The organism is Vreelandella sp. H-I2 (genome assembly GCF_052959335.1).
Map to the genome: position 1 here is coordinate 139,911 of NZ_JBRAMC010000008.1, position 18,906 is coordinate 158,816.

Here is an 18,906-nt window from a genome sequence, read left to right on the forward strand (position 1 = left end):
AACCCACCGAATAAATCCCCTAGCGGGATTTATTCGGTGCACCGGGTTGAGTCTGATGCCCCAAACAGGCCCATATAGCAACACTAAATCCCAGGAAACCGCTAAACGCTCTTAAGTCCCTGAACATTGCTTGTGAGAGGCCAAAATCGAAAAAGGCGATAATAACCATCAGACCGCTAATTGCTAAAAGACGAAAGCGCACGTTATCGTTCGCCTGCAATACTTTTTTGGCAAATGCGTAAGCAAATACAGTGTACAATAACAATAGACTGATAAGGCCTAACAATCCCCGGCGGGCCAGTGTATCGATAATATCGCTATGTAACTGTGGGTAAATAGCCACATCTTCATGAAGCAAGCCCTCGGATGCCAACGATTTAAGCCAAACCTGGACGCCTCCCTCGCCGACCCCCATCACCGGACTATCTTTGAACATGTACCATCCGGCTCGCCAAAGCTCAAAGCGCATGCCTAATGAAGTATCCGCATCATTATTAATAAAGTATTGATAAATATTATTAAATATTGCCATCAAGCGTGACCATACACCCGTTGGCGGATAGGCAATGATAGCGACAGCAATTATCATAATTAAGAGCAGCGCTATATTACGTACCTTAGATGTTATTAAATTCTTTGTTGCTGGCAATAGCAGCGCAGCTAGAAATGGAATAGAGATCCAGCCACCACGTGTTCCTGATAATAAAGACGCTACAAACCCTAGGAATGCGGCACTAATGGCTAACGTTAATAGCCAATAATAAAACTGCCGACGCTGATGAAAATAATAAATACCTGCCACTAAAGAGAGCACAGCCATAAGAAGCGATAAGTTACCAAAAGGAATCGCATTAATACCATTATCGGCTCTTTCAAGGCCAATAACAGCTCTTTCATATATTGCAATCACCCCTGCTCCGAACGCTCCACAACATACACCCAACCACAAGCAGTAAGGCGAGGGAGTAAAAACACGCACTACTAGTAGAAAAAAAGCCGCTACAAAAGGCCAAAGATAGAGATGGTGATACCCTTCATAAGCCACGAAGGGCAAGCTACCACTATCGAATACACTCCATCCCCAAACAACACCAAAGAATACTAGAGCTCCCACTAGTTTGTAGTCGTCACCCGTGAAGACAAGTGGGGAGGTCTTACAGCTAACAAGAACGGCACATCCTAATAGCGAAGACATAAGGGCTGCCAACCCAAACCACCAATGGGCCTCTGGAATTAAAACAAGCGTTGCAGAAAAGCCAAAGATAAGAAAGCCATTCACTATCGAGAGCGCCCTACCAGCCCAACTTTGTTGTATTGAATGTATATTTTCCATTTAAGAAAGGTCGTGCTGATAGTATTTAGCTTGGCGACTAAATAAATCGTGATAGATGCCCTTCTTCTCAAACAGCGACTCATGGGTACCCGACTCTTTGATTTCCCCATCATCCATTACATAGATATAGTCAGCTAAGCGAATCGTCGATAGACGATGACTGATCACCAAGGCGGAGCGGTGATTAATGCGTTCGCGAAAATTTTCGAATAGCTCGGATTCTGCCACAGGATCCATGGCACTGGTGGGCTCGTCTAAGATGACGATGTTCGACTTCAGCATAAAGGCACGTGCGAGAGCTATTTTCTGCCACTGGCCGACGCTAAGCTCTTTACCATTATCGAACAGTCGAGTCAGCATCGTATCGTACTTATCATCCATCTCCTCGATAAACGCGGCCGCCCCTGCGTTTTCAGCAGCATGGGGCACGGTATGTTCAGCATCGGTACCGTTTATATGGCCAAAGCGAATATTTTCGTGCACTGACTCGGCATAATGTGAGTAATCTTGAAAGATGACGCTAAACAATTGTCTATATTCATCGATGTCACAGTCTTGCGCGTTAACCCCATTAATGCTAACACTTCCTTCCGTGGGGTCATAAAGACGCGTCATTAGTTTAATAAGCGAGGTTTTACCTGATCCATTAGCGCCTACTAAAGCTACAATTTGTCCAGGCTTTATCTCCATATTCACATTTTTGATAACGTCTTTATGAGTGCCAGGATAAGCAAAACAGACATTTTTAAGCGCTAATGTGGTCTGCTCAGGTTGAACAATATCCACGGGCTGAGACGACCGAGGAACGGTATGACGCATATCCATGAACTCAAACAGCATTCCCATGTATAAATGATCTTCATATAGTTTGGAGAGTTGCTGTACAAGCTCTTGTCCCATCGATTGGGCGCGTTGGAATATCAGCAAAAACAGTACTAAATCGCCTACGCTATTTTCTCCTTGGGCGGTATTCCACGCCAAATAACCCAGTGAAGTAAAAAATATTACCGACGCTATAGCTGCAACAATAGATTCAACGGTGGTTCGCTTGCGACTGATGGCAAGCTTTTCTTCACGGATATCGCTACGAATACGTTTATATTTGCGCCTTAAAAAATCACCTAATTGGTTAAGCCGAAGCTCTTTCGCGTGAATATCCGAAGTCATCAGCCAGTCTAGATACCCTGCTCGACGCTCCATTTGGGTTCTTCTACGCTGCCAGTCATAAAGTAGTCGAGTAAAGTAAATTCTTGCAATGAGCGCAGGAATAATAGCAATTAAAATAATAGGCAGCAGTCGCCAATTAATTGTCACCAGCAATACTATAATTGCTGATAGCATTAAAGCATTTTTGCCCAACAGCATTAAATTGCTCGCTACCTGGGCGGGACGCTGGCTACCGGATTGCCTGGCTCGCTCCAGCGTATCGTGGTACAGCGGGCTTTCATAAAAAGCAAGGTCAACACTAATGGCGGTTTTCTGAACAATATTATCAACATAGTCAGCGACCATCATACCCTGCGTTTCTCGAGAAAACCCGGCTAACGATCGTGAAATAACATAGGCCAGCGTACCCAGGCCCGTTAACACTACGTAATACAGAACTGATCCCACATTCTCTGCCGCTTCAGGCTCGGCAAGCACATTGGTGACTACATCTACCATTTGTTTTAGAAGATAAAGTACGCCAAGCCCTGAAATAATCTCAAGCCCCATGAAGAGCGTACTTAAAAGCGTCCACTTTCGGCTACTTTGCCAAGATATCGAAAGTATTCGCACCAATGAAGAAAAAGATGAAAAAAGCTTATTGACAATAGACATGCAGCAAAACCACCTTGTTAATTAACCGTTTTTTTTATGACCTAAACGCATATAAGCTTCATGGAAAGGGCGTATACAACAATAGACCCAGTGCCAGTTGCGAGTCAGTGGCCAAGCTACATAGGTATCATAGGTGGGTCGAAATATCCGCCTCCATCCCAACAAACGCCACTGCCATATATCAACAGTAGAGGTTTGCCAAGCAAACGAAAAATCAGGGGTAGGTTTTTTGCGGCTTAGCGAGTGTTCAAACTCAACATCGCCATGCATGGCGAGTATAGAAGTACGTACCAGCTCGCGGGTATTAGGTGTCAACTCTTCCGTATTGCGCTTCACTGGAGAACTGAAAAAATCAATCATTTCCAGGCATGAACGAACTGTATTGCCAAGTGAGTAGTGCTCTGCACGCGCTAAGACTTCATCAAGATTGAAATCTTGATGGTTTTGCATAGCCGTAATATCAACTAACCAATGCAGTCGGGACCAGTAATGCTTGGTATGGTGCCAGCATAAATAGACAAAAAGCTCGCTAATAGGCATAACCCAGGTGTCAACAGAGCTGATAGTAATGGGCTGCCGTTTTTCAAGCATATGCGATGCATCAAACACACTTCCGGTATTGTCAATTTTTGTATGGAATTCCACAGCGACGTTACGAGGCGAAAGCAAGGTGACTACTTTTTGATGGTTAGCCACAAACGCCACGCTTTCTTCACTGGCTGTTAACGCCTTTGGATCATGAGCCCGATACCCGTTTTTAAGCGCATATTGTAGTAGTTTCGGTAAATCTTTTTGTGTAACCAAAATATCCACATCACGACAGAGACGTTGAGCAGGCTCTGGGTAATATTGATAAGCCAAAGAAGGCCCTTTGAAACAAAGGTGTGGAATTTTGAGAGGCGATAATACATCTCTAACGATATGCTTGAACTCAGCTGAAATATTCAAATTATGCTGCAAGGCACGCAACGTGTAGAGTTTCATCACGTCGATATAAGGCTCAGGAACTCGATCTCTCCATCGCCTGCTAAGGTGGCTATGAACAATGGGTAGCACAAAGCGATCGGATGCTTGCCGAGTAAAAGAATCCCAATCTTCTACGCGAGGAATGAGCTCATCAACCGCCCGAATGTGCTCCTGGGTTAGCTCCAGGCGAGATAGTAGCAATAGTAGCTGAAAACTTGGGTCCGCCATGAGACGGTCAGGGAATTCAGACATCGTTCGCTCATTCATATTCTTTAATTATTCCAACTTTAGAAAGCGGTAAACGGTTCTCTCATCCTTGCTACATGCAAATCATCAACATGCCAGTCATCTACCTACCAGTCATGGTGCCAGCTACGAACATCGTTATTTTCACCATCACCTACGTTACTGATTGTTACTTCTGCTAATGGCCTAGGGGAAGCCAATCAGCGTGGTATTAGCGACTATGGCTACAGATAATGCCTCAAATGGATTACATGTATAGTGCTGTATTTCACCTAATTTAACTATTATCTTTACATTTAATGTTACCTTATGTAAACAGAATTTATATTTTAGCGATGCAATGCCCGGCTCCCAGCAGAATTGCATACCCTCAGGTGAAATCGAGTGCTTCAGGCGACAAGGCCCCATAAAGGACGACTAATCGAGACTATGACGACTTATACACTTCAACCCGATACACAATGTGCCTCTGAAGATGTCTTTCAGGTACCCATGCCGTGGGCTATCCCGGCGTTTTCACAGCCTGAAGAACACGTGCCAGAAAAAGATCAGCACTTTCATTTTGTCGAAAGTGCAACACGCGCTATTTTGATGGGGTTCGCCAAAAACCGTCGTGTCTATTTGTATGGGCCTCATGGAAGCGGTAAGTCATCACATATTGAGCAGGTCGCTGCCCGACTGAACTGGCCGTGCATACGCATTAACCTGGACGGTCACATCACACGTGCTGATCTCATTGGCCGAGATATGGTGGTCATTCGTGATGGCAAGCAAGTAACGGAATTTGTGCCTGGCATGCTGGTGTGGGCCATGCAGCGCCCCATCGCGCTCATTCTCGATGAATATGATGCTGGCCGCCCTGATGTCATGTTTGTGATTCAGCGTGTGCTAGAAACGCAAGGTAAACTCACCTTGCTTGACCAAAATCAAGTCATTACTCCCCACCCTTGTTTCCGCCTTTTTGCTACTGCTAACACTGCTGGTCAGGGAGATGCTTCAGGCTTGTATGTAGGCACCCAGGCGCTGAACCAAGCCCAGCTTGACCGTTGGCACGTCACTACCGAGCTTGGCTATATGACAGCGGAAGCAGAAACACAGCTGTTACAAAGAAAGCTCAGTGATTTACCTGCTGAGCAAGTACAACGCATGGTCACCTGTGCGGGCCTTCTCCGCCAAGCATTCGCGCAAGGCGACTTAACCACGCTTATCTCACTGCGTACGCTCATTTCCTGGGGAGAAAATGCGTTACTGCTAGGTGATCCTCATGAAGCCATGCGATTGAGCTTCTTTAACCGCTGTGACGAAGTAGAACGCTCTCTGGTGTATGAAATTTATCAACGCTGTTTTGATGTTGAGTTGTCATGAGGGATATGTAATGCCAACCATCCCTAGTAAAGAGCAAGCGCTGATTGAAGCTTGGACACGCACCTACTCGTCTGGGCGCATTACCCGTTCTTTATCTTCTAGTGCGCAACCGGCTGCATTAAAAGATCGCGGGGTTGCCGACGCACTGGCTGCTTGGCGACGTTGGCATGACCCGCGCCAGCAGGCTCGTTTTACTAGCGATGAACAACGCTGGTACAGCTTGCTTGAACGCGCTCGTGTTGAAACATTGGCTAGTCAGGAATTACCTGGTATGGAGCATAACTTAGCGCAGCCTACCGCGACGGCACCAGCTAATAAGGAGATGGCAGCGCTTTACCGAGCTGCCCGTTTTGCCTTCCAGGGTCTGCCGCAGCCCGAAAAAATTTTATCTTCTTCGCCAATAAACCAGTCCTCGAAGAGGTTATTAAAACGTACATTGGGTCAGCTATTAGGCCAACAGTCGCCTGCTTCTCAGCCTTCGCATTCTTTAACAGATAACCAACTTCAAGCGTCGCTGCTAGAGGCCGCTCTTCATTTAGAAGATAGCGTTGCATTCGCGCAGGTCGTTGCCCCGTTGGTTGAACAACTCACCCATTTTTATCCCTCTAATCAGACATCACATCCACGTGTAGAAAGCAGTTTTGAACTGGAAGACGACGAGGTAGAAGAGGATGAATCTGCCCGCGAGACTCTGCCCCAACCTGGACTAACCGAAGAACTTGCTGAACGTGACGATCAAAAGCAGCAGTATGCCGTGTTCTCACGTGCTTGGGATGAAACTCAACCCGCTAGCTACTGGTTGCAACGCACAGATACTGAAGCGCTTAAGCAATTGCATCAGCTTGACCAACGGCGCGTTAAGCAGCTTGCCCACCGCTTACAAAGACGCCTTTTAGCGGCTAGCCAACGGCAATGGCTATTCGATCAAGAGGACGGCAGGCTGGATAATCGTCGTTTAGCAAGGTTACTAGATGATAAGCCCACTCAGCGCGTTTTTCGTTTTGAGAAAGAAGCCCTCATGCCTGAGGCCTGTGTGACGCTCTTGGTAGATCAATCCGGCTCAATGGATCTACGGCGTCGGCAGATGGCTGCCATGGCAATTGAACTTGCAGTTCACACCTTGGAAATCTGTAAAATTCGCTGCGAAGTGCTGGGTTTTACCACCCGCTATACCGCCGACAATCCCGTGTTTAGGAGTTGGCTACAGCGAGGAAAACCCGAGTATCCGGGCCGGCTTAATGCCCTACAGCATATTATTTATAAAACCCCTGAACAGCCATGGCGACGAACCAAGCATCATTTAAGCTTATTGCTACGCCCGATGCCTAGGCATGAAAATATTGACGGAGAGGCACTGCACTGGGCGGCTAATCGACTTAGCCGCCAGCCACAGCCTCGCAAAATAATGATCGTTATATCGGATGGCGCCCCCTACGATAAAGCAACTGCCCAGGCCAACGGGCGCGAATTTCTAGAGCGTCACCTACGCCGCATTATTAGTGATATTGAAAAAAGCCCCATCAGCCTGGCAGCGATTGGCACTGGTCAGGATGTTGCACGCTTCTATAACAATGCTTTAACCGTCCGTAGTCCAGAAGCGGTCGCGGAGAACTTATTCGAACAGCTAGGCGACCTACTAGTGCCAGCGCAAACCAGTGAGGGTTCATTATGAGTGCTATTGCAGGCCTTATTCACCTCGATGGGAGTACCGTAGACCGCGACACCCTGCAGCGTATGCAGACGTTATTAACGCCTTATGGTCGCGATGCACAGCATAGTTGGCACCTACAAAACGTGGGCCTTACCCGTACGTTACTACGCACAACTCCCGAAGACAGTCTCGATCAGCAACCTTTATGGCGCGGGACCGAAAAGTTGGCGCTCGTGTTTGATGGGCGAATAGACAATCGTGATGAGCTTTGCGAAAAGCTGGAGATAGGCACTGAGCAAGCTGCCTTAATGTCGGATAGTGAACTGGTTTACCATGCTTGTCTTCGTTGGGAGTCAGAAGCGCCCAAGCATCTACTTGGAGACTTCGCAATCGCTTGCTGGCAGCCTCAACGTCAGCGCTTATGGTTAGCGCGTGACCCGCTCGGCATGCGTCCACTCTACTGGTACCTGCGGGATGATCTAGTCGCATTTGCTACGATGCCTAAAGCGCTTTTTGCCATACCTGGCCTCACAAAAGTAATCAGCGAAGAACAGCTACACGATTATATATGTCTAATACCGATGCTAGGCTCTGAGACCTTCTATAAAAACGTTTATCGCATTGAAGCTGGGCAGGTGGTTGCTTTTGAAAATGGCGAAAGGGAGGCTCATTATTACCATCGCTTTGACCCAGAACACGAAATTCAACTTGAAAGTGACGAGGCATATGTAGACGCGTTTCGTTACCAGCTTGAACAGGCAGTCAATCGCCGCCTTCGATCAAACGGGCCCATCGGTGCCGAACTAAGTTCAGGTTTAGACAGCTCCACCGTAACCGCAACCGCTGCTAAATTATTGTCCAAACACAAACAGCCATTAACGGCCTACACGGCGGTACCGCGCGAAGGGTTTAATGAAGTCATTCAAGACGGCCGACATGCGGATGAATCTATAGGAGCCAAAGCGTTAGCACAGCGCTTTAAGAACGTTGAACATATTTTGGTCCGAACGGGAGACGAAACCCCGCTTGACCAGTTGCAGGAAGTGGTTGAGATGCTTGATCGGGCACCTCTTAATGCATGCAATTTAGCCTGGTGGATTGCTATTCGCAAGGACGCCGCCCAACGTGGAATCAAAGTACTTTTAACCGGAACGATGGGCAACTTCAGTATCTCTTATGACGGTTATCCGTACTTAGCATGGCTGACACGTAAGGGGCAATGGCTGACGTTATATAACGTCTATAAAGAGCTTAAGCAGCATCGACGGGGTATTCGATGGCGCACCATGGTTAGGCCATGCCTTGTACCACTGCTGCCAAACTTTATATGGAGGTTTCGGGAGACAACGCGTGGTAGAGCACTAGGGTTGAAAAAATATGCGGCTATCAATCCTGTCTGGTCTAAACAGATGGGCACGCAAAAACGGCTTAAGCAAGCGGATTTCGACCCCAGTTTCCAACCCACATGGCAAGGGCGCCAGCAACGAATCCAGGCGCTAAACAAGATGGAAAACGGGGACTATAACGCGCTAGCGAACACTTATGACATTGAAATGCGCGATCCTACTGCAGATCTTCGACTCATTGAATTCTGCTTAGCCGTACCCGAATCTCAGTATCTAGGTAATGGCCAATTTAAATGGTTGCTGAGGCGTGCAATGAAGGACGTGCTTCCGCCGGAAATTCTTGATATCAAAACCCGCGGATTACAGTCAGCCGATTGGCATGAGCAAATTGATCGCGCCGTACCGCAAATACGTGAGGAGCTAGAAAAACTCAAAGCTCACGGCAGTGCCAGCGGATACTTGGATTTGCAAAGCCTGGAAAAAGCATTAGATGATTGGCCCAATCAAGAAGACTTAAATAGCAAGGAAGCTGAACTTCGTTATCGAACGCGTATGCTGCGTGGGTTATCAGTAGGGCGCTTTATACGCTATGCTGATGAGCAAAACGAGTAACAAAGTGCAATAATCTCATATAGACCAGTAACAATTAACTTACTATAGTGGGTTGGTCGCCGCATTCGAGGTGACAATTAATCAAAGGAGATCGAAATGCTACATACTGATCGCAAAACTTATCATGCCCCTTCGCTTCAAGAGTTGGGTGCAATGAAAGAGATTACCGAAAACGGTAGCCAAAACTTCGCTGATGTTGTTAATGGCGAAGACGGTACTGCACACGATATCGGCTCCTAAAATAATTTAGAAAGCTGACATTGAAGTAGTACACCGCATGCCACGCTTTGTGGCATGCGGTTACGCTTTCTATATTTTTTTGTATATACAAGCTACGTTTTTATGACTATTAATCGAATTATCACAGTAATGATATTTCGACTAGAAAACTCATCACGCACATATCTACGGTCCTTTCTCCTCCTCTCCCTCAGCTTTTTCTTTTTCAATGTAGTGCCCCCTAGGCCCACTCTTCTGAACCGCACCTCAATGGAAAGCAAATAATTTAACGAGCCGTGTAACCGGGGGTAGTCAAGCAGGTGCCCAGCAGCCGCTGTTGAGGCTATAGGCGTGACTATTTTTTTATCAGCAAACCCTTCATGGCCTCGACCTCCAGGAGAGTGGCCGACAGAAAAACAAGCACTCTTCGCTTTAAAAACACATCACTACGCAACATCTAGCCGGATGAGGTTAGGTTTTGGAAGAACATGACAGGATTTTAATGACAAATCTCATACACCATGATGAATAAAATTAATAGTAATTAAATGTAACAAATAGGTATGGACGAGTAACAAACAAGTTACTATAGTGGGGTTGTTGCATGCGGCAATGCAACCGACCATCTAAAGGAGATCGACATGATACAAACGGATCGCAAAACCTATGAAACCCCTACGCTACAAGAGCTAGGGGCTATGAAAGATATTACCGAATTAGGTAACCAGGAAAATTCAGATACAGTTAACGGACCGAATGGCACAGCATACATCCCTGGTTCATGATTAAGGGTAATATGCTGGTAAGCAGTGACCGCATGCCACTCTTTGTGGCGTGCGGCTTTATGGTGCGTAGCAATTGTACGTAGCAAACGTATTTCGATGATGTTCTTTTAATTCATGCCATTATAATCTGCTATAGTTAGTAACCGACTCCTCATTAATTTTCATATGGACAATGAAGACAATACAATGACATCGACGACATTTTCTTCAACTACTTTATTGCAACGCAACCCCGATATGGTCGCTGCTAACCTTGACGGTGATCTCGTCATGATGAATGAGAAACTGGGCCGCTATTACGGTATCTCTGGTGTGGGTGCCCGTGCCTGGGAATTACTTGAAACGCCTGCAACCGTTGATGACCTAGTAAACTCTATTTGTCAGGAGTACGACATAGATAACGACACCTGCCATCAAGATATAACACGTTTTACACAAGACCTCATGAAGGTCAACTTGATTGAACCAGTCAAAAAGTAAGGTCTAGCGTGTTTAATTCCTTGAAAATACCGAATGGGAAAGCCTTAAGTTTTTTCCGGAAACCAGCCTTTACAAAGATTTGGTTTGTACCGGTTTGGCTAATGCTAGGCATTAGCCGGCTGTTGATCATTACTATAACCTTCCGACGCTTGGCTCCCTATCTTGGCAAACCTGTAGGCTTATGTGCCTACTCACACCTTTTGACAAGCAAACAAGAGGCGCAAGCGATAGACATAGCGCGTGTTATTCGTTTAACCGCCCGTTACTGTCCCTGGGTTGCCAATTGCTTTCCTCAAGCGATTACAGCACGTATTCTTCTGGGCCTCTACCGCATCCCCTATTCGCTTTATTTCGGCCTTTGCCGGGACCCCGATACCCATGAATTTAAAGCACACGCTTGGGTAACTGCAGGCCGTATACCTGTTTCCGGAGGACAAAGTTTTCAATTTTATACAATTGTGGGTTGCTACACTAAACCTTAATAAAGATATAGTTAATTTAAATAATGCGATAAATAAAAAGCAGGCGTTAACTACGCCAGCTTTCCTTAAGCTTAATCAAATTATCCACATTAGCCCTTAATCTTATTTTCCTTTTTGCACTTCCGCCTGGTCTTGGATCTCATCAAGTAATGGCGCTAAGTTTTTTTCCATATCGTCTAGTGACCATGGGCGCCGAAAGCGATAAACACGAATCTGCTGCGCCAAACGAATACATTCCCGCATAAGCTGTTCATCTGTATTAAATTCACTGCCTAATTCTGGCCGATAGATAGCACCCATCACTATCTTGAAAGCTTCGACACCTGACACTTTCTCCAGACTTGCCTCTTCCCCTTCATCAGCACGTTCTAATTGAACTAATGCCCTTAACCGATGGGCATCATAACGAACCCCTTTATTCATCATTATGTGAAACTTATCAGCACGCATAAGGTCGCGTACGAGCCCTTTCGTTTCTATACCTAATGCCGTTAACGCATCGCGCCAAAGCTTTGCGCGGGCTGGTCCAGGATGAAGAAGTGGCTCAGTTTCATCAGGCTTGATTACCGCCACATCATCGGTAATTAAAGGCCACTGCTGCGTATAGTGTAGCCACGCGCTCATTGTCGACTTACCCGCACCTGAGTGGCCGGTAAATGCCCATGCACCAGCAGGCGTATTTAGCGCACTTACATGAAGCGGTAGCCAATGACGTTGATGCAACAACGCTCCCAGGGCACTACCTAACAAAAACAGGCGTACATCGCCAGGATCAGCCACTGTATCTACGCCTTGGGGCATACGACGGTCCAGCAAAATGCGCTGCCCCTCCTCAACACGATAGCGAGCAATACCTTCAACTGTAATCTGACAACGGTCGTCGCCCACTTCCAACCAGTTTCTAAGATAGGTACCGTCTTCAAGACGATCGACGACGCCCGGAGTCGTTACAAATACATCCGGTTGGCCGCATGGTTCGATTTCAGGTAGCTCAGGCAGCTCAAGCGTGGAGCAAATTTTTAGACCATAAGTAAGGTAGTAATAACGCTTTTCTATGGCGGGTAGATTACCCCGCCGCTCTTTTTGATCTAACAGACTATCATCCGCGGTGTTGGTAGCATGTCTCTCAGCCATCTTTATTCCCTTGATATATTCTGACAAACGTATTGCTATTGGTATCAGTTACCAACTAAATATGTATCAGCGCTTGTTGGAGGCATAAAAAAGCCTGCAGCTTCATTAACGCTGCAGGCCTTAAGAAGCATAAATATGTAATATTCGTGGCAACAAAAGAACAACCCTATAGCCTAAGTTTACAAAACCGCTTAGGAATCAGGGGAGTTTGGATGGCCATGACCACCCTTATGACCACCCTTATGACCACCGTACCACCAGCCACCCCCGCCCCACCAAAAGGTTTCAGTGATCTCTTCCATTGAGCCGATCTCTATTAGAGCAGGACTCTCATATACCTTACGTACGTTGGTCTTTTCCATTTCTAAGCTCCTTTTTTTGGTTTTATTGCTTGGTCTGCTCACTGATTCTACTTAAGCGGCTGAGTAAACCATGCTTGTCACAACAGAACTGCGCTAAACACCACCAACTTTACATAGAGATACACAAAATTACAATAAACAATTGAAACAAGGTTCGGAAGAGAAAAGTCGAGTAACGCTTAAAGCCGCAGGTCAGCTTCCCCGTTAGGCAGCAAATATTTCAGGTCGTAAAGAACATGAAGGGGTTTACCCCAACCGCGCATGGAAGCGACCGATAAGTCTTTAAACTCATTATGCGCTACCGCCACTATAATGGCGTCGTAAGCAGAGGCCTCTGGCGACTCTATAGGCGAAATACCGTAGGCCTGCTCGGCTTCTTGCTTATTTACGTGCGGGTCATAAACATCTGTTTGTATATCGTACTCAGCCAACTCGGCAAGGATATCTACCACTCTGGTGTTACGTAGGTCAGGGCAGTTTTCTTTAAATGTTAAACCCATCACCAGTACCCGTGCCTTCTCAACATGAATACGCTTTTTAATCATCTGCTTAATCAGCTGACTAGCAACGTAAGCCCCCATACCATCATTGATACGGCGCCCTGAAAGAATGACCTCAGGATGATAGCCAACCTGCTGAGCTTTATGCGTAAGATAATAAGGATCAACCCCTATGCAATGCCCGCCGACGAGACCAGGACGAAACGGCAAAAAATTCCACTTAGTACCAGCCGCCGCCAGAACCTCCTCAGTATCAATTCCTAACCGGTTAAATATCAGGGCTAATTCATTGATCAGCGCAATATTCACGTCGCGCTGAGTATTCTCAATAACCTTAGCGGCTTCCGCGACGCGAATGCTACTGGCTAGATGGGTACCCGCGGTGATCACCCGGCGGTAGAGCGCATCCACAAACTCAGCCGCTTCTTTTGTTGAGCCCGAGGTAACTTTCTTAATCGTGGTTACGCGGTGCTCTTTATCGCCTGGGTTGATACGTTCGGGACTATAACCCGCAAAGAAATCCTGGTTGTAAACCAACCCAGAAATGCGTTCTACAACAGGAATACAGTCTTCTTCTGTCGCTCCCGGATAGACGGTGGATTCGTATATGACTACATCACCTTTACTCACCACTTGCCCCAGGGTTTCACTCGCTTTAATCAGCGGTGTCAGATCGGGTCGACGGCTTTCATCAATGGGTGTAGGCACGGTGACTATATAAACAGAGCATTCACGAAGCGCTTCCAAATCACTGGTAAAACTAAGCTGGGTAGATTCTGCCAGTAATGCCTGTTCTACTTCCAAGGTACGGTCGATACCGTCATTCAACTCAGCGATGCGCTTAGCGTTGATATCAAAACCAACAGTAGGCATTACCTTGCCAAACTCCACAGCGAGTGGCAGTCCTACGTATCCCAGGCCGATGACGCCTAAACGAACGTTATCTATGCTCAGCATTACTATGTTCCTTGTGATGTAGTATTGATCTCGGAGCGATACCCCTGGGGATTATCGCGCTGCCAGCGCCAGGTGTCGGCCATCATGTCATTCAGGCCTCGTCGCGCTTGCCACCCTAGTTCCTTTTCGGCTTTGCTTGGATCTGCCCAGAAGGCAGCGAGGTCACCCTCGCGCCGCGGGGCAAACTGATAAGGAATCGGCCGTTCGCTGATACGCTCAAAAGCTGCCACCACCTGTAGCACTGTTAGCCCATGGCCAGTCCCCAGGTTATAGATGTGCGCGCCAGGGAAGGTTAGCCGATCCAATGCACTGACATGTCCCTCAGCAAGGTCCATTACATGAAGGTAATCCCTCACGCAGGTGCCGTCTGGGGTAGCATAGTCATTACCAAAAACCGTCAATGAAGGCCTACGCCCCACCGCCACCTGAGCGATATAGGGCAGCAAGTTATTGGGAATGCCTTGCGGGTCTTCCCCCAACCGGCCTGAGGGATGCGCCCCGATCGGGTTGAAGTAACGCAGTAATGCTACTGACCAACGGCTATCGCTCAGAACAAGGTCTTCAAGAGCTTGCTCTACCATCGATTTAGAGGTGCCGTAGGGATTGGAAGTCCGACCACGTGGCATGTTTTCGTGATACGGCACCAACGCATCAGGGCCATAAACCGTCGCCGATGAACTGAACACCAAACGGAAAATGCCTGCCTGCTGCATGGCTTGGCATAGAGTGACTGTGCCCGCTACGTTGGCGTCATAGTAGGCCAAAGGCTTCGCGACACTCTCACCAACGGCTTTCAATCCTGCAAAATGAATCACGGCATGGATATCATGCTTATTAAATAGCTGGTCTAAGCAGTCGCGATCACGAACATCGCCTTCGATGAAGGTCAAGGTTCGGCCCGTAATGTGTTCTACACGGCGTAGAGATTCCTGTGAGGCGTTAACGAGGCTATCCAACACTACGACTTCATAACCCGCCTCAAGAAGTACCAACGTGGTATGTGAGCCAATATATCCTGCGCCCCCTGTCACCAAAATTTTGTGTTGTTGCATCTTAGTATCCGGCATCAATGTTCACCGCCGTTGTAAGAGGGTTACCCTGCTGGTAAGCGCTCAGATTATCGATGAAGACGCCCAGCGCCCGCTCTAGATAGTGCGGTGTAGTCCCCGACACATGCGGTGTGATCAAAATATCCTCGCGCATCCACAAAGAAGATTCCGGCGGCAGTGGCTGCTGTTCGAATACATCCAAGGCGGCTCCTTTGAGTCGCCCTGCCTCCAACGCCCTGAGCACTGCATCTCCCCTCACTACCCCACCGCGGGAAATGTCGATCAGCACTGCGCCGGGTTTAAGCTGGCTCAGTAACTTATCGCTAACCAAGCCCCTGGTAGCTTCTGTGAGTGGTAGGCAGCACACTAAAAAATCCGAGCGTGCCAGTTCTGATCCGACATCCTCAAGGGCGACAACACGATCAACATTTGCTATCGAGCGAGGAGTGCGCTGAGTGCCGACCACCTGCATATCGAAGGCCTTGGCACGCTGGGCCAGGCTCTGACCAATATGCCCCAAGCCGAGTACTGTGAGCTGTTTGCCTGTGAGTTCATCAAGCCAGCTGCGCTGCCAAAGCGCCTGCTTGGCCAAGTCATGAAAGCGGCCAAACTGCTTGGCAAAGTAGAGCATGGTACCCATGGCATATTCGCTCATTGGAGCACCATGCACACCGCTGCTCTTGGTCATCAAAATTGAGGATTTGTCGAAGTCCATGTCCCAGATCTTCTCGACCCCGGCGGAGAGAAAGTGTATCCATCGATAGTGGTCCAATCGGGCCAGCGCAGCGGGTAACCATGGCAGCGTCGGAGTAATTATTACATCGACCTTCGTATGTCTCGGTACTGCCTCTACGCTGCCGGCAAAGAGGAGCTCCACATCCGGGAGCGCTGACTGTAAGATTTGAATTACCAGCGCTTTTTGCTTTGAAAGCACCTCGGGCCTTTGGAGATAGAGCACACAGCGGATGGGGTCAGAAAGTGATGACATCATGTCCCACTCCGACTACCCAGGCGGTAAGCACATTCAGCAAGTTGCCGCTGGTTGGCGAGTAATGATGTTTCGTCGGCGCTGCGCCAATGCGTTTCAGCCTGATGCAGTTTGGTGATTTCGGCGGGGAAATCGATTGTTTCGAGCAGGTCAGCCGATGTCGAGGCCCCGGAGTGAAACGCCCGTGACAGAATGATCCATTGCGAACCGAGACGAACATGCTCGCCTATCACCGTTTCGGCGGGTAATTCGCCCTGTCCGATACGTGCGACGCCACCCACGCCCCAGGTCACGCCTGCCTGGTTGAGAGCGGCGGCGGCGGGGTCTAATAAGCGTGCCGCCATGGGCTCAAACAGGAAGCTTAAGCCCATGCTTAACGAGAGATCATTCAAGCCGATGTGCACTTCGTCACGCCCCGGCGTAAGAAATCCTAGCCAATCGGGTAGTCGCACCAACGAGGCAGCGGTCTCTGCGAGAAAAGTAACCGGGACACGGCTATTAACCATATCCAGAAATTGACCTACCTCGGCACGTGAGGAAAACATCGGCAACATCAAACGTTGGGCGCCATGAGCAATGGCTGCATCCACTTCTTGGCGGGTCGATGCATGTAGAGGGTTAAGCCGCACCATCAACTCTGCCTGCTTGAGGACTTTGGCGACAGAGGCGATCTCTTCCAATGAGTGTGCGGCTTTATGGGTATCCAAATGCCCTTGGCGTTCAGCCTTTCCCAGCACCTCTTGATCCATAAAAATTCGATCCACGCCATGTTGTTCGATGAAGGAAGCTACATCAGGGCTGGCGGTAATCATCATTAAGCTGAGTTGACTCATCGCATTGCCTCCTCAACATCACTATCCCGTGGAGGATGGCCATTCAGTCGATCACGGTAGGTACGCCAATTCAGTCCCGACTCTCCGTAAACCCCGCCCCCCGTCACAACCACCTTGACTGTCAGCAGCAAGATTCTGAAATCGAATGCGAGGCTTTGCTTATCGACATACTCAGCGTCAAAAGCTAGTTGCTGTAACCAGCCAATGCTACGACGCCCCTTCACCTGGGCAAGCCCAGTTAAGCCTGGACGAACATTAAAGCGTCTCTTATAACCCGGGGGCACCACTTCGGTCTGTTCCATAAGCACAGGGCGAGGCCCCACTACACTCATATCACCATTTAAAATATTGATAAGCTGGGGTAACTCATCAAGACTGGTGGCGCGGATGATGCGTCCGGCTCGGGTAATCCGTGGATCATGCCTAGCGCTAACCACCTGTTCTTTGTGCTGGTCGATGGTTTCAGCCGCCCGATGTACCATGGTACGGAACTTGAAGATTTTGAAGGGCCGTTCATTGCGCCCGGCGCGCTGTTGCAAAAAGAACACAGGCCCGTTGCTATCAAGCTTGATCCATACCGCTATTAATAACAGCAGCGGCGACAACACAATCAAGCCGACGCCACTGGCAATTACATCGAAAAGTCGCTTAATGCTTTCCCTCATGCCAGCTCCATTGCTTCAAGAATCACTTTGTTTACCTTTCGAACATCATAATGCCGCTCGACCAAGGTCCTCGACGCTTCTGCCATCTGCGGCAATAGCGCCGGCTGTTCGACAAACTTACGCATTGCCTCAAGCAGAGGCACACTGGTACGTGGTGCCACTAAGAACCCGTTCACACCATCTTCGACGGTTTCCCGACAGCCTGGCGCATCACTGGTGATAATTGGTCGTCGCATGCTCATCGCTTCGAGCACCGAACGTGGCGTACCCTCACGATACGACGGCAGCACAAAAACAGAGCACTGCGCAATCCACGGGCGAACATCCGCAACGTTACCAATGAATTCCACCCCCCCTTCTTGCTTCCAACGCTGCAAGTCTTCGGCAGCACATGAGTGCGGTAAGTTAGGATCGTGCGGTCCTACGGCGATAAAACGTACCGCAGGGTGCTCAGCTCGTAGCTGAACTGCCGCCTTGCAAAACTCTGCGACTCCCTTCTCGGTCAGCAACCGTCCGATAAACAAGAATGTCAATTCCCCTTCGGGGAGCGGAGTGGCTGGGAAACGCTGAATATCTACACCCGACCCATAAGTACGAACGGCCTTGCCTGTATCGCGCAAAATTCCTCGCTCGGTGAATTCTTGAAGGTCATCAGGATTTTGAAAGAAGACTTTACGATTACAGGCAAGACCTGCGCGATAGAGCAGCGAAACGACCTTCATCAAGCGACGATTCTTGGCGCTATCAGTTGTGAACACATGGCCAAGCCCGGTAATCATGGAGTAAATGCGGGGTACACCGGCAGCTTTGGAGGCAAGGCTGCCATAAACCACGGGCTTGATGGTATACCCGAATGTGGCTTTGGGCTTTAGCCGCCGAATCAAACGGTAAAGCGACCACAGTGTCTTGAGATCGTGTACCGGATTGATACCGGTACGCCCCATTTCGATCGGGAATATCTCAATGCCAAGCTCCTCCACCTCAGGGAGATAGTCTGCGGTGGGCACTGCCGCTGCCACGACCAAACCCCGTGCCTGCATATCCTTTACTAAATCCCCTCTATTGGCTATCAGAGAGCGTGCATTCCCTGCGATGATTAGTAGATCCACGAA

18 protein-coding genes are annotated in these 18,906 nt (G+C 48.4%); 7 read left to right on the forward strand and 11 right to left on the reverse strand.

Annotated features, from left to right (window positions below; all coding sequences use genetic code 11):
- Positions 1 to 19: 19 nt before the first annotated feature.
- The 3 genes from ACUVOF_RS18865 to ACUVOF_RS18875 are packed head-to-tail and all read right to left on the reverse strand — an operon-like array spanning position 20 to position 4,372.
- Positions 20 to 1,333: an O-antigen ligase family protein gene (locus ACUVOF_RS18865; RefSeq protein ID WP_447045800.1), complete on the reverse strand. Its 1,314-nt coding sequence runs from the start codon at positions 1,331 to 1,333 to the stop codon at positions 20 to 22.
- Positions 1,334 to 3,154, reverse strand: coding sequence for an ABC transporter ATP-binding protein (locus ACUVOF_RS18870; RefSeq protein WP_447045801.1), 1,821 nt, complete (start codon positions 3,152 to 3,154; stop codon positions 1,334 to 1,336).
- A gap of 21 nt (positions 3,155 to 3,175) precedes the next feature.
- Positions 3,176 to 4,372: a nucleotidyltransferase domain-containing protein gene (locus tag ACUVOF_RS18875; RefSeq protein WP_447045802.1), complete on the reverse strand. Its 1,197-nt coding sequence runs from the start codon at positions 4,370 to 4,372 to the stop codon at positions 3,176 to 3,178.
- A gap of 423 nt (positions 4,373 to 4,795) precedes the next feature.
- Here ACUVOF_RS18875 and ACUVOF_RS18880 point away from each other — a divergent pair, with 423 nt between their 5' ends.
- The 7 genes from ACUVOF_RS18880 to ACUVOF_RS18910 all read left to right on the forward strand — a co-directional run bounded on the left by ACUVOF_RS18880 (position 4,796) and on the right by ACUVOF_RS18910 (position 11,306).
- Complete coding sequence (locus ACUVOF_RS18880; protein ID WP_447045803.1) at positions 4,796 to 5,731, forward strand: AAA family ATPase; 936 nt, start codon at positions 4,796 to 4,798, stop codon at positions 5,729 to 5,731.
- A gap of 10 nt (positions 5,732 to 5,741) precedes the next feature.
- A complete protein-coding gene (locus ACUVOF_RS18885) occupies positions 5,742 to 7,403 on the forward strand; it encodes a cobaltochelatase CobT-related protein (protein WP_447045804.1) in 1,662 nt (553 codons plus the stop codon).
- Positions 7,400 to 9,340 carry an asparagine synthetase B family protein gene (locus ACUVOF_RS18890; protein ID WP_447045805.1) on the forward strand — a complete coding sequence of 647 codons (1,941 nt, stop codon included), beginning with the start codon at positions 7,400 to 7,402 and terminating at the stop codon, positions 9,338 to 9,340. The genes ACUVOF_RS18885 and ACUVOF_RS18890 overlap by 4 nt, the downstream gene beginning before the upstream one ends.
- A 96-nt stretch (positions 9,341 to 9,436) precedes the next feature.
- Positions 9,437 to 9,580, forward strand: coding sequence for a hypothetical protein (locus ACUVOF_RS18895; RefSeq protein ID WP_447045806.1), 144 nt, complete (start codon positions 9,437 to 9,439; stop codon positions 9,578 to 9,580).
- A 620-nt stretch (positions 9,581 to 10,200) separates the two neighbouring features.
- Positions 10,201 to 10,344, forward strand: a complete 144-nt coding sequence (locus tag ACUVOF_RS18900) for a hypothetical protein (RefSeq protein WP_447045807.1) — start codon at positions 10,201 to 10,203, stop codon at positions 10,342 to 10,344.
- Between the two features lie 186 nt (positions 10,345 to 10,530).
- The gene (locus tag ACUVOF_RS18905) at positions 10,531 to 10,824 is read left to right on the forward strand and encodes a PqqD family peptide modification chaperone (RefSeq protein WP_447045808.1); all 294 of its coding nucleotides are present in this window, start codon (positions 10,531 to 10,533) and stop codon (positions 10,822 to 10,824) included.
- Positions 10,825 to 10,832: 8 nt separating this feature from the next.
- Positions 10,833 to 11,306 (forward strand): lasso peptide biosynthesis B2 protein, encoded by a 474-nt coding sequence (locus ACUVOF_RS18910; protein ID WP_447045809.1) that lies wholly within the window; start codon positions 10,833 to 10,835, stop codon positions 11,304 to 11,306.
- Positions 11,307 to 11,408: 102 nt separating this feature from the next.
- Here the strand turns inward: ACUVOF_RS18910 and ACUVOF_RS18915 are convergent, their stop codons facing one another.
- From ACUVOF_RS18915 to ACUVOF_RS18950, 8 genes are all read right to left on the reverse strand, one after another.
- Positions 11,409 to 12,440 (reverse strand): hypothetical protein, encoded by a 1,032-nt coding sequence (locus ACUVOF_RS18915; RefSeq protein WP_447045810.1) that lies wholly within the window; start codon positions 12,438 to 12,440, stop codon positions 11,409 to 11,411.
- Between the two features lie 191 nt (positions 12,441 to 12,631).
- Positions 12,632 to 12,802, reverse strand: coding sequence for a lasso RiPP family leader peptide-containing protein (locus tag ACUVOF_RS18920; protein ID WP_447045811.1), 171 nt, complete (start codon positions 12,800 to 12,802; stop codon positions 12,632 to 12,634).
- A gap of 179 nt (positions 12,803 to 12,981) precedes the next feature.
- Positions 12,982 to 14,259, reverse strand: a complete 1,278-nt coding sequence (tviB, locus tag ACUVOF_RS18925; protein ID WP_447045812.1) for a Vi polysaccharide biosynthesis UDP-N-acetylglucosamine C-6 dehydrogenase TviB — start codon at positions 14,257 to 14,259, stop codon at positions 12,982 to 12,984.
- Between the two features lie 2 nt (positions 14,260 to 14,261).
- On the reverse strand, positions 14,262 to 15,311 hold the full coding sequence (gene galE, locus ACUVOF_RS18930; protein WP_447045813.1) for a UDP-glucose 4-epimerase GalE: 1,050 nt from the start codon (positions 15,309 to 15,311) through the stop codon (positions 14,262 to 14,264).
- 1 nt (position 15,312) lies between these two features.
- The gene (locus ACUVOF_RS18935; protein ID WP_447045814.1) at positions 15,313 to 16,299 is read right to left on the reverse strand and encodes a D-2-hydroxyacid dehydrogenase; all 987 of its coding nucleotides are present in this window, start codon (positions 16,297 to 16,299) and stop codon (positions 15,313 to 15,315) included.
- Positions 16,296 to 17,129, reverse strand: coding sequence for an aldolase/citrate lyase family protein (locus tag ACUVOF_RS18940; RefSeq protein ID WP_447045815.1), 834 nt, complete (start codon positions 17,127 to 17,129; stop codon positions 16,296 to 16,298). The genes ACUVOF_RS18935 and ACUVOF_RS18940 overlap by 4 nt, the downstream gene beginning before the upstream one ends.
- Positions 17,126 to 17,794: a sugar transferase gene (locus ACUVOF_RS18945; protein ID WP_447045816.1), complete on the reverse strand. Its 669-nt coding sequence runs from the start codon at positions 17,792 to 17,794 to the stop codon at positions 17,126 to 17,128. Before ACUVOF_RS18945 ends, ACUVOF_RS18940 begins: the two co-directional genes overlap by 4 nt.
- The gene (locus ACUVOF_RS18950) at positions 17,791 to 18,903 is read right to left on the reverse strand and encodes a glycosyltransferase family 4 protein (RefSeq protein WP_447045817.1); all 1,113 of its coding nucleotides are present in this window, start codon (positions 18,901 to 18,903) and stop codon (positions 17,791 to 17,793) included. The genes ACUVOF_RS18945 and ACUVOF_RS18950 overlap by 4 nt, the downstream gene beginning before the upstream one ends.
- Positions 18,904 to 18,906: the final 3 nt, after the last annotated feature.

Coding starts and splice junctions, on each gene's coding strand:
- ACUVOF_RS18900 (WP_447045807.1), top strand. CDS start 10,201: ATGATACAAACGGATCGCAAAACCTATGAAACCCCTACGCTACAAGAG.
- galE (WP_447045813.1), bottom strand. CDS start 15,311: ATGCAACAACACAAAATTTTGGTGACAGGGGGCGCAGGATATATTGGC.
- ACUVOF_RS18905 (WP_447045808.1), top strand. CDS start 10,531: ATGACATCGACGACATTTTCTTCAACTACTTTATTGCAACGCAACCCC.
- ACUVOF_RS18880 (WP_447045803.1), top strand. CDS start 4,796: ATGACGACTTATACACTTCAACCCGATACACAATGTGCCTCTGAAGAT.
- ACUVOF_RS18935 (WP_447045814.1), bottom strand. CDS start 16,299: ATGATGTCATCACTTTCTGACCCCATCCGCTGTGTGCTCTATCTCCAA.
- ACUVOF_RS18940 (WP_447045815.1), bottom strand. CDS start 17,129: ATGAGTCAACTCAGCTTAATGATGATTACCGCCAGCCCTGATGTAGCT.
- ACUVOF_RS18890 (WP_447045805.1), top strand. CDS start 7,400: ATGAGTGCTATTGCAGGCCTTATTCACCTCGATGGGAGTACCGTAGAC.
- ACUVOF_RS18865 (WP_447045800.1), bottom strand. CDS start 1,333: ATGGAAAATATACATTCAATACAACAAAGTTGGGCTGGTAGGGCGCTC.
- ACUVOF_RS18945 (WP_447045816.1), bottom strand. CDS start 17,794: ATGAGGGAAAGCATTAAGCGACTTTTCGATGTAATTGCCAGTGGCGTC.
- ACUVOF_RS18920 (WP_447045811.1), bottom strand. CDS start 12,802: ATGGAAAAGACCAACGTACGTAAGGTATATGAGAGTCCTGCTCTAATA.
- ACUVOF_RS18875 (WP_447045802.1), bottom strand. CDS start 4,372: ATGTCTGAATTCCCTGACCGTCTCATGGCGGACCCAAGTTTTCAGCTA.
- ACUVOF_RS18915 (WP_447045810.1), bottom strand. CDS start 12,440: ATGGCTGAGAGACATGCTACCAACACCGCGGATGATAGTCTGTTAGAT.
- ACUVOF_RS18885 (WP_447045804.1), top strand. CDS start 5,742: ATGCCAACCATCCCTAGTAAAGAGCAAGCGCTGATTGAAGCTTGGACA.
- tviB (WP_447045812.1), bottom strand. CDS start 14,259: ATGCTGAGCATAGATAACGTTCGTTTAGGCGTCATCGGCCTGGGATAC.
- ACUVOF_RS18870 (WP_447045801.1), bottom strand. CDS start 3,154: ATGTCTATTGTCAATAAGCTTTTTTCATCTTTTTCTTCATTGGTGCGA.
- ACUVOF_RS18895 (WP_447045806.1), top strand. CDS start 9,437: ATGCTACATACTGATCGCAAAACTTATCATGCCCCTTCGCTTCAAGAG.